This window comes from Labrenzia sp. OB1, assembly GCF_001624695.1.
Lineage (GTDB): Bacteria > Pseudomonadota > Alphaproteobacteria > Rhizobiales > Stappiaceae > Roseibium.
Map to the genome: position 1 here is coordinate 1 of NZ_JSEP01000082.1, position 1360 is coordinate 1360.

Consider the following 1360-nt stretch of genomic DNA (forward strand, 5'->3'; position numbering starts at 1 on the left):
CCGAGCTGCCCTCAATCAGGCAGCCAATATTGAATCGAACATGTGCTGATTGATTCCAAACAGTCATTGGACGCGCGCCAATGTTTGCCTACACACTGGCGACATGCAGAGCCTTCGACACCCTGTCTTTCTGACGCGCATCGATCCGCACCGGAACATGGCCCGGTTCTATGTGTTGTCGGTCGAGCCGACCCTGTTCGGCGATTATGCCGTTCAACGGAGGTGGGGGCGTCTTGGCACCTCGGGGCGGTCACGGTCGGATCTCTTTCCCGACCTGGTTTCCGCACACGCTCGCAAGGGGCGTGTCGCAATTTTCGTCAGCAGGCAGATCTCTCCCGATTTGAGATCGTTTTTCAGGCTTTGTTAACCCTTTCAATTCCCAAGAGCATTGCAATCAGATCGTTCTGTTCACGAACGCTCCACTGACCGGTAGCGCCGAAGCCCTTCTTGAGCCACAGCATGGCTTCAAAGCCAGCGATGGATTTTCTGGCTGAGTTGAACGAGCGGAACCCGCCGACCTTGGGCATGTTCTTCTTCACCCTGAAATGATCACTCTCGATGCCTTGTTGCAAATGTTTGGTCACATAATGCACCGGACGCGAAGCAAGCAGACCAACGTTAACCGCGTCCCCGATGGTCGGAGGAAAAGTGCCGGCACCGTCGGTGCCGATTTTACCCGGTGACAGCAGTGGGGCATCCCGCAACATTTTTCGAAAGAACCGCTTGGCCGCATTCAGATCGCGCTTTGCCGTGAGCAGGAAATCGACCGGATTTCCATGCTTGTCTATGGCCCGATACAAATAGCGCCATTGACCCTTGATACGCACATAGGTCTCATCGATACGGACCGAGCCGCAATGTGGTTTGCGGAACCGGCGTAGCCGCTTTTCGATCAGCGGCGCATACGCCAAAACCCATCTGTTGATGGTGCTGTGATCCACCTCAAAGCCGCGTTCCAGGAACATTTCTTCCAGGTCCCGGTAGCTCAGCGGATAACGCAAGTACCAGGACACTGCCTGGATGATCAGCCAGGCCTCAAACTGTCTGCCTTTGAAGTCATCCGTAACCACCCGATTGCCACCGCCTGCCTGACTTGAACCGATTATTGTAAGAGACGTGCATAACGACGTCGTTTGCGACGTGTCTTATGCGGGGTTGTCGATGCGTGGTGAAATTCTTGGAGTTGAGCGGCGAAGGCGGTGGCGAGATGAGGACAAGCTCGGGATCGTGATGTCGGTCGGGGTTGATGGCGCGACGGTGACCCAGGTTGCGCAGCGCCACGATGTGAGCCGACAGCAGATCTATACTTGGCGGCGTGAGCTGAAGAAGAAAGGATTGTGGTCGCCGGACGACGGCGCGC

Annotated in this window: 3 protein-coding genes; 2 read left to right on the plus strand and 1 reads right to left on the minus strand. The window is 56.0% G+C overall.

The annotated features are described in order from the left end of the window. Positions 1–103 precede the first annotated feature (103 nt). Positions 104–367 (plus strand): WGR domain-containing protein, encoded by a 264-nt coding sequence (locus tag OA90_RS28415; protein ID WP_082837329.1) that lies wholly within the window; start codon positions 104–106, stop codon positions 365–367. Here OA90_RS28415 and OA90_RS27770 read toward each other — a convergent pair. After that, a complete protein-coding gene (locus OA90_RS27770) occupies positions 354–1070 on the minus strand; it encodes an IS6 family transposase (RefSeq protein WP_244274722.1) in 717 nt (238 codons plus the stop codon). The genes OA90_RS28415 and OA90_RS27770 overlap by 14 nt on opposite strands. A gap of 91 nt (positions 1071–1161) precedes the next feature. Between OA90_RS27770 and OA90_RS27775 the strand changes: the two genes are divergently transcribed. Beyond that, a partial coding sequence (locus tag OA90_RS27775; protein WP_156510637.1) for a transposase occupies positions 1162–1360 on the plus strand: 199 nt, incomplete at its 3' end.

What these genes read in the sequence shown, in the direction of transcription:
- OA90_RS28415 (WP_082837329.1), top strand. Translation starts at nt 104, where the DNA reads ATGCAGAGCCTTCGACACCCTGTCTTTCTGACGCGCATCGATCCGCAC.